Origin of the sequence: Bradyrhizobium sp. ERR14, assembly GCF_014198235.1 — a bacterium.
Classification (GTDB): Bacteria; Pseudomonadota; Alphaproteobacteria; order Rhizobiales; family Xanthobacteraceae; genus Bradyrhizobium.
In genome coordinates this window covers 22,486-29,965 of sequence record NZ_JACIHD010000036.1, presented here as the reverse complement: position 1 = coordinate 29,965, position 7,480 = coordinate 22,486, and the positions used below count along the sequence as shown (strand labels likewise).

The 7,480-nt window shown below is 64.7% G+C and carries 6 protein-coding genes; 3 read left to right on the top strand and 3 right to left on the bottom strand.

The genetic code is table 11. The features are described from left to right. Positions 1-205 precede the first annotated feature (205 nt). Positions 206-1,258 (top strand): amidohydrolase, encoded by a 1,053-nt coding sequence (locus GGD62_RS39260; RefSeq protein ID WP_183714456.1) that lies wholly within the window; start codon positions 206-208, stop codon positions 1,256-1,258. 131 nt (positions 1,259-1,389) lie between these two features. On the opposite strand, the gene GGD62_RS39255 is transcribed toward GGD62_RS39260, so the two are convergent. Next, on the bottom strand, positions 1,390-1,845 hold the full coding sequence (locus tag GGD62_RS39255; protein ID WP_018321336.1) for a cupin domain-containing protein: 456 nt from the start codon (positions 1,843-1,845) through the stop codon (positions 1,390-1,392). 237 nt (positions 1,846-2,082) lie between these two features. Between GGD62_RS39255 and GGD62_RS39250 the strand changes: the two genes are divergently transcribed. Further along, positions 2,083-2,637, top strand: coding sequence for a hypothetical protein (locus tag GGD62_RS39250; protein WP_092254176.1), 555 nt, complete (start codon positions 2,083-2,085; stop codon positions 2,635-2,637). A gap of 175 nt (positions 2,638-2,812) precedes the next feature. Here GGD62_RS39250 and GGD62_RS39245 read toward each other — a convergent pair whose 3' ends face one another. Both GGD62_RS39245 and pcaB read right to left on the bottom strand, forming a co-directional pair. Then, entirely contained in the window at positions 2,813-4,069 is a 1,257-nt protein-coding gene (locus GGD62_RS39245) for an aminopeptidase (RefSeq protein WP_183714453.1), read from the bottom strand. 112 nt (positions 4,070-4,181) lie between these two features. Further along, positions 4,182-5,543: a 3-carboxy-cis,cis-muconate cycloisomerase gene (gene pcaB / locus GGD62_RS39240; protein ID WP_183714450.1), complete on the bottom strand. Its 1,362-nt coding sequence runs from the start codon at positions 5,541-5,543 to the stop codon at positions 4,182-4,184. A 365-nt stretch (positions 5,544-5,908) separates the two neighbouring features. Between pcaB and GGD62_RS39235 the strand changes: the two genes are divergently transcribed. Further along, a complete protein-coding gene (locus GGD62_RS39235; protein ID WP_183235520.1) occupies positions 5,909-7,480 on the top strand; it encodes a winged helix-turn-helix domain-containing protein in 1,572 nt (523 codons plus the stop codon).

Here is a 7,480-nt window from a genome sequence, read left to right as displayed (position 1 = left end):
TCTTCCGGGAGTCGTCTTCAGAATCCGTCTTGCCTTCCAATGCAATAGCTAGACAAAACCCATATGCGATTCCCCTGCCCGCAAGCGGGAGAGGGAGCGCACCTGCTCCACCGCAGCTGTGGTGCTCTGAGCAATACGCGCTGCTGTGCGTGCGCGTGAGATGCTAGGCTCCCGGCACAAAAAATACAGAGGGAGCGAACACGCGATGGCTGCAAGCAGTGTGCCCGCGAATACGAGCGGGCTGTTCGTCGAGCCGCGCGAGGACTGGCTCGCGCTGCATCAAGAGGAGATCATTGATCCCTTGCGGCCGATCGTCGATCCCCATCACCATCTCTGGAATCGCGGGCACCGCTATCTGATCGAGGAGATGGCGGCCGACATCGCCTCCGGCCACAACGTCATTGCCACGGTCTATGTCGATTGCCGCTCGATGTATCGCGCGCACGGGCCGGAGGCGTTCCGGCCCGTCGGCGAAGTCGAATTCGCCAACGGCGTCGCCGCGATGAGCGCGAGCGGCGCTTACGGCAAGGCGGCGATCTGTGCCGGCATCGTCAGCCACGCCAATCTGCTGCTCGGCGACGCCGCAAGGCCGGTGCTGGAAGCCGAGATCGCCGCCGGCAATGGCCGCTTCCGCGGCATCCGGCATTCCTCGGCCTGGGACGAGGATCCTGTCGTCGCCGGCATGTATGCGAACCGGCCGAAGGGCCTGTTGCAGGATCCAGCTTTCCGCAAAGGCTTTGCCTGCCTGGCACCACTCAACCTCAGCTTCGATGCCTGGCTGTTCCATCCACAGATCGGCGAGCTGACCGAATTGGCGCGCGCCTTCCCCGACACCAGGATCGTGCTCGACCATTGCGGCGGCCCGGCCGGCGTCGGCCGCTTTGCGGGGCGGCGCGAAGAGGTGTTTGAGCAATGGCGCGCCTCGATCCGCGAGATCGCGACATGTGAGAACGTGGTGGTGAAGCTCGGCGGCCTCGCTATGTGCCTGCTCGGCTACGACTTCCACTTGCGCGACAGGCCGCCGTCATCCGAGGAGCTTGCCGCGGCCTGGCGACCTTACGTCGAAACCTGCATCGAGGCGTTCGGACCCAACCGCGCGATGTTCGAGAGCAACTTCCCGCCGGACAAGGGCCAGTGCAGCTACCAGGTGATCTTCAACGCCTTCAAACGCATCGCCGCACCCCTGAGCGAGGCCGAGAAGACCGCGCTGTTCTCGCAGACCGCCATCGACGTTTATCGGCTCGAGCTGCCGTCATGACGAGAAAAGGGGCCGGGATGTTGATCCCGACCCCTCTTCCGTCGTGGCCGCTGGGAAGCGTTCTTGAATTGAGACTATTGCTTGAGCATGATCTTTTCGGAAAACCGCTGCACACTTTTCCGGATCATGCTCTAGCCGGCGCCCATCAGCGAGGCCGGACGGCGCTCGCCGGTGGAGGTAAAGATCTTCTTCAGCTTGTTGACGACGCGGATCAGGAAACCGATCATCACGGGATTGGTCTTGCGGCAGAAGGCGATCTTCTTGACGTGGCCTTCGACATGCCATTTGGCATGCGCGCCGTCGCGGAAGAAGATCACGTCGCCGGGGCCGTAGCGCTTGGGCGGCATGCCGTCGCTTTCGAGCACGATCGATCCTTCCATGATCATGATCGTCTCGTCGATATCGTAGTACCAGTTGAAGCGGCCCTCGGTGCACTGCCAGATAATGGTCGAGGCGGTGCCGTCGGCGCTGGTGGACAGGATATGCGAGCGCGACACGGGATTGCCCTCGATGATCCAGGATGGCTCGATCGGCCGGAGCTCGAGATCCACGTTACAACTACCGATTTCAATCAATGAGCGCGACATCTTCTTCCCCAGGGGATATAATTAAGTATGGCCGGGTCTCGGCCCGCATTGTTTCGAAAGATGTCGGGAACGCTAGTCATCCGTTTTTAATTCTTTCTTACGCAGGCCTCGAAAATCAGCCGCAAGTTGCAGGCGCGAAACGGTTAACGTCGCGATTTCCCTGCAAATTCGCGCACATGAACCGATCTTTTTTGGGGTGCGACAAAGTGCGCGGAAGCATAAAACGGAGCCACGCCGATGCCCCTCACGCCCGAGGTTCTGACAGCCAATCGTGAGGCCGTCGCCTGGCTGTTCAGCCTCGATGTCTCCTTCGCGCCCGACGAGGAGCCCTGGTTCACCATCGACGGCATCGAAAGCCCCCGGCAGATCGGCAGTGACGGCTCCGGCGGCGCCTTCGTGCTGCTGCCGTCGCAGAACGTGCTCTACGTCTCATCGGAGGGCCGCGCCGGAATTATCGCCGATACGTTCGAGGCGTTCGTCCAGCTCGTCGTCGCCCGCCCCTATTGGCTCGACATCCTCAAGTTTTCCGGCGGCGGCGACCTCGCGGAGATGCGGCGTGCGGCGGAGGCGCTGGAGGCGACACTCGACGACGAGGACGAGATCAACGAGGCCCGCGAGGAGATCCGCATGAACCTCGCCCTGGGCGAGGCGGACGATCCCGTCGGCGCGCTCTACGAGGCGATCGCCGCTTCCGACGCCATCGTGCGGGCCACGGACGGCAGCCCGTTCACGACATTGTTCAACCGCTTCAGCATCGACAACAATCCGATGCTGCGCAACGCGGCGGCGTGAGGCGGTTCGGCAGAGGCCTGAGCGCGCGCCTCGTCCTTCGAGACGACCGCTTCGCGGTCTCCTCAGGATGAGGCCGATCGACTTCGGTGCCCGCTGGAGCGACGGCCGCGCACTCCGTCCTCATCCTGAGGAGCCCGCCAGCGGCGGGCGTCTCGAAGGATGGCCGCAAGACGCGCTACTTCGCCCACTCGCCCTTGCGGAATACCGGTACCTTGCTGCCATCGGGCAAGATGCCGTCGATATCGGTCTCGGCCGAGCCGATCATCCAGTCGATATGGATCAGGCTCTGGTTGCCGCCTTGCGCGGCGATCTGCTGCGGGGTGAGCTGCGCGCCGTTGATGAAGCATTTCGAATAGCACTGGCCGAGCGCGATGTGGGACGCCGCGTTCTCGTCGAACAGCGTGTTGTAGAACAACAGCCCGCTCTGCGAGATCGGCGAGGAATGCGGCACCAGCGCCACTTCGCCGAGGCGGCGGGCGCCCTCGTCGGTGTCGAGCACCTTGTTCAGCACCTCCGCGCCGCGCGAAGCCTTTGCATCGACGATCTTGCCGTCCTCGAAGCGCACCGCGATGTTGTCGATCAGCGTGCCCTGATAGGACAGCGGCTTCGAGCTCACGACATGGCCGTAGACGCGTCGGCAATGCGGCGTGGTGAAGACCTCTTCGGTCGGGATGTTGGCGTTGCAGCTGATGCCGTTCTTGGAGAGCGAGGCGCCGCCCTCCCATTCATGGCCGTCGGCAAGGCCAATGGTGAGGTCGACCCCCGGTCCGTTGTACTGGAGCGCACGGAAGCGCTGGCCGTTGAGCCAGTTGGTACGCTCGCGCAGCACCGCATTGTGGCTCGCCCAATTGCCCATCGCATCCTCGCGATCGACGCGCGAGGCCGCGAAGATCGCATCCGCGAGCTTGCCGATCGCAACGTCCTCGGGATCATCAGGGAATACCTGCCTGGCCCAGGACGGGCTTGGGAAGGCGATGATGTTCCAGTTGGTGTCGAAATTGACGATCTTTTCCAGGGCGGGCTGATAGGCCATCGAGTTCGCCTTGCTGGCGCGCGCCACCTTGGAAGGATCCTCGCCCGACAGCAGCATCGGATTGTCGCCGACGATGGCGAGCCGCGCGGTGTTGTCGGAGAACGCCTTGGCCATGCCCTCGTAGAGCCAGCCGGCGGCACGATCGAAACTGCTGTCGTGACCGTGGCGGTAGCGCGCCAGCGTCATCTCCTCGTCCGACAGGATCGGTGTCACGATGCCGGCACCGGCCTTGTAGGCATGCACGGCGATCCGCCGCACCAGCGGCAGCGCGATCGCGGGCGCCGTCAGAAGCAGATCCTGTCCCGGCCGCAAGCCCAGGCCCACCTTCACCGCCACCTCGGCCAGCCGGTCGAGCTTCACGGGATCGATGGAAGTGGCGGAATTGCGGTGATCAGTCATGCGGGGCCCTCTGCCGAAGTCTGTCGTTCAATCTAAGTCTAGCATCGCGGGACGCAAGTGCGCGAGCACCTTGCGACATGGAGAAGATACGCAGTTTCACGCATTTTGGTTTTCAACGCGTTGCCGATTTCAGCACCCGGTCAACCATGGCGGGCGCGAGCCCGAGGTAATTTTTCGGTGAGGTGAGCGCCTCGATTGCGGCGCGATCGATGCGGCTCGATATCCGGGAGTCCACGGACAGCGCGTCGGCCAGGCTCATGCCCTTCTCGTTGGCCTGACGGCAGGCGTCATAGACCACGTCATGGGCCTCCTGCCGGCCGAGCTGCGGCGCGAGCCCCATCATGACCGCTTCGGCCACGATCAGGCCGCGGCTGATCGCGAGATTGTCGTTCATCTTCGCCTCGTCGACGATGAGACCTGCGAGTGCAAACTTCGCCTGGTGCAGCGCGCCGGCGGTCAGCACGAAGCTTTCGGGAATCGCCATCCATTCGGCGTGCCAGGGGCCCGTGGCGCGCTCGAAATCCTGTACCATGGCGTCGAGCATCAGGCCGGCGTGCTGGCGCACCGCCTTGGACGCCGCCAGCATCAGCTCCGACGAGATCGGGTTGCGCTTCTGCGGCATGGTCGAGGAGGCGCCGCGTCCCTTGACGAAAGGCTCGTAGACCTCGGCGAACTCCGTCGAGGCCATGATCATGATGTCGAGCGCGATCTTGCCGAGCGAGCCGGTGACGAGCGCGAGAAAGTTCACGGCCTCCGCAAAGCCGTCGCGCGCGACGTGCCAGGTCGAGGCGGGAACGCCGAGCTTCAGCTCCGCACACAGCGCCTCCTGGACCTCAAAGCCCTTGTCGCCGAGCGAGGCCAGCGTGCCGGCGGCGCCGGCGAACTGGCCGACCAGCACGCGCGGCTTCAATTGCGCCAGCCGCTCGGCGTGGCGGTCGAACATGGCGAGCCAGATCGCGGTCTTGTAGCCGAAGGTCACCGGGAGCGCTTGCTGGAGATGGGTGCGGCCGGCCATCGGCGTGTCGCGGTAACGCTTCGAGAGGTCGGCGAGGATACGGCGAAGTTCGGCGATGTCGCGCTCGACGATCCCGAGCGCGGCGCGCAGCTGCAGCACCACGGCGGTGTCCATGATGTCCTGCGTGGTCGCGCCCCAATGCACGTAGCGGCCGGCCTCGCCGCACTGCTTCACCATCTGGTGCACCAGTGGGAGGATCGGATAGCCGACGATGTCGGTCTCCTGCCTGAGCAGATCGAAATCGAGCGCGGCGACGTCCGTCCGCGCCGCGATCTGCTCGGCCGCCTCCCGCGGGATCACGCCGCAATTCGCCTCGGCCTTTGCCAGCGCCACCTCGACCTCGGCATAGCGCGCCACCAGCGCGACGTCGGAGAACACCTCCCGCATCTCGGGCGTACCGAAGGCGTCGCGGAACAGCATGGAATCGAGCACGGTGGTGGAGGCAGGAAAAGCAGGCATCGGCGTTTCTTCGTGGTTGGTGTTTGTGTGGGCGACAGCTTACGCAGGGCACACGGTCCGGCAAAGGACATTCGCGGCTCGTCGCACATTCGTCCCGCACGACGACATACGGCGCACTCGCACGATCGCCCCTCATCCTCAGGTGCCGGAGCGAAGCGGAGGCCTCGAAGGATGACGGGTCGATTGCGGAGGGAGATATCCGGTCAACACGTCACCCCCAGCGATCCGACCCCAATCGCACGGCATGGCCGCCATCACGCGATCGCGATGAACCAAACGTCCCCTTCGGCAGACTCACAGTTTTCGACCCAAATTTTCATTTTGTCGTTTGCTGTCCCAATTCGTAATGAGGCCTGAGTTTCGACGTGCAGTTTCTGTTCCGGGATCACCTTCTCGATACCGACCGGCGCGAGCTGAGCCGCGAGCAGGTTCCCATTGCCGTGGAGCCACAGGTTTTCGATCTCGTCGTCCACCTCATGCAGAACCGCGACCGGGTGGTCAGCAAGGACGAGCTGATCGACAAGATCTGGCACGGGCGCAGCGTCTCCGAATCCACCTTGACCAGTCGGATCAACGCGGCGCGCAAGGCCGTCGGCGACAGTGGCGCGAACCAGGCCCTGATCCGCACCATCGCCCGCAAGGGCTTTCGCTTCGTCGGCGATGTCGAGGCCAAAGGTAGCACGATGGGTGGCGCGATCGCGCCGGAGCCTGGCTACGCCGCACGGGTGCAGCGCGCCGCACTCGCGCTTCCCGAGCGGCCCGCGATCGCCGTGCTGCCCTTCACCAATATGAGCGGCGCGGCCGAGCAGGATTATTTCTCCGACGGCATCAGCGAGGACATCATCACCGCGCTGTCGAAGCTGCGCTGGTTCTTCGTCATCGCGCGCAACTCCTCCTTCGTCTACAAGGGCCGCGCCGTACACATCCGCGAGGTCGCGCAGGAGCTCGGGGTTCGCTACGTGGTCGAAGGCAGCGTGCGGCGGAGCGGCGACCGGGTGCGCATCTCGGCTCAACTCAACGACGTCTCGACCGGCAGCCATCTCTGGGCCGAACGCTACGACCGCGAGCTCGCCGACATCTTCGCCGTGCAGGACGAGATCACCGAGGCGATCGTCGCCGCGATCGAGCCGCAGCTCTACGCCGCCGAAAGTTTTCGCGCCGAGCAGAAGCCGCCGGGCAGCCTGGATGCCTGGGACCTCGTGATGCGCGCGCTGTCGCATCACTGGCGCAGCACGCGCGAGGACAATGCCGCTGCGCAAGGGCTGCTCGAAAAGGCCGTCGCGATCGATCCCGCCTATGGCAAGGCGCTGGGCCTGCTCGCGACCAGCCATATCTTCGGCGCGCATATGGGCTGGGCCGACATGGCCGCGACAGTGCCGATCGCCGAACGCGCGGCGCTTGCGGCGGTGGAGGCCGATCGCGAGGATGCCTGGGCCCATCACGGCCTTGCCTACGCCTACCTGTTCCGCCGCCGCTTCGATGACGCGCTGGCGGAGTTCGAGCTGGCGCTGACGCTCAACCCGAACTTCGCGATGGCGCATGCCTTTTACGGTGTGACGCTGTGCTACGCCGGACGATGGCAAGAGGGCGATGCCGCCGCACGTCGCGCACTGCGGCTGAGCCCGCGCGATCCGCTCGCAGCGATCTATTGCGGGGTTGCGGCCTATGCCCGGTTCGTCGGCCGCGACTATGACGGAGCCATGCAGATGGCGCGGGAATCGATGCGACAGCGCGGCGATTTCGTCGGCGCGCACCGTGTCTTGACGGCGGCGGCCGGAATGTCAGGAAATCCGGCGCTCGCAGCGTCCGCCCTGGAAGGCCTGCGCCGCGCCCAGCCCGAGGTCTCGCTCGGCTGGATCACGCGCGAGCTGCCGATGCTGCGGGATGAGGATCGTGCGCATTATCTCGAAGGATTGCGGCGCGCCGGAATGACGTGA

What these genes read in the sequence shown, in the direction of transcription:
- GGD62_RS39245 (WP_183714453.1), bottom strand. Translation starts at nt 4,069, where the DNA reads ATGACTGATCACCGCAATTCCGCCACTTCCATCGATCCCGTGAAGCTC.
- GGD62_RS39250 (WP_092254176.1), top strand. Translation starts at nt 2,083, where the DNA reads ATGCCCCTCACGCCCGAGGTTCTGACAGCCAATCGTGAGGCCGTCGCC.
- GGD62_RS39260 (WP_183714456.1), top strand. Translation starts at nt 206, where the DNA reads ATGGCTGCAAGCAGTGTGCCCGCGAATACGAGCGGGCTGTTCGTCGAG.
- pcaB (WP_183714450.1), bottom strand. Translation starts at nt 5,543, where the DNA reads ATGCCTGCTTTTCCTGCCTCCACCACCGTGCTCGATTCCATGCTGTTC.
- GGD62_RS39255 (WP_018321336.1), bottom strand. Translation starts at nt 1,845, where the DNA reads ATGTCGCGCTCATTGATTGAAATCGGTAGTTGTAACGTGGATCTCGAG.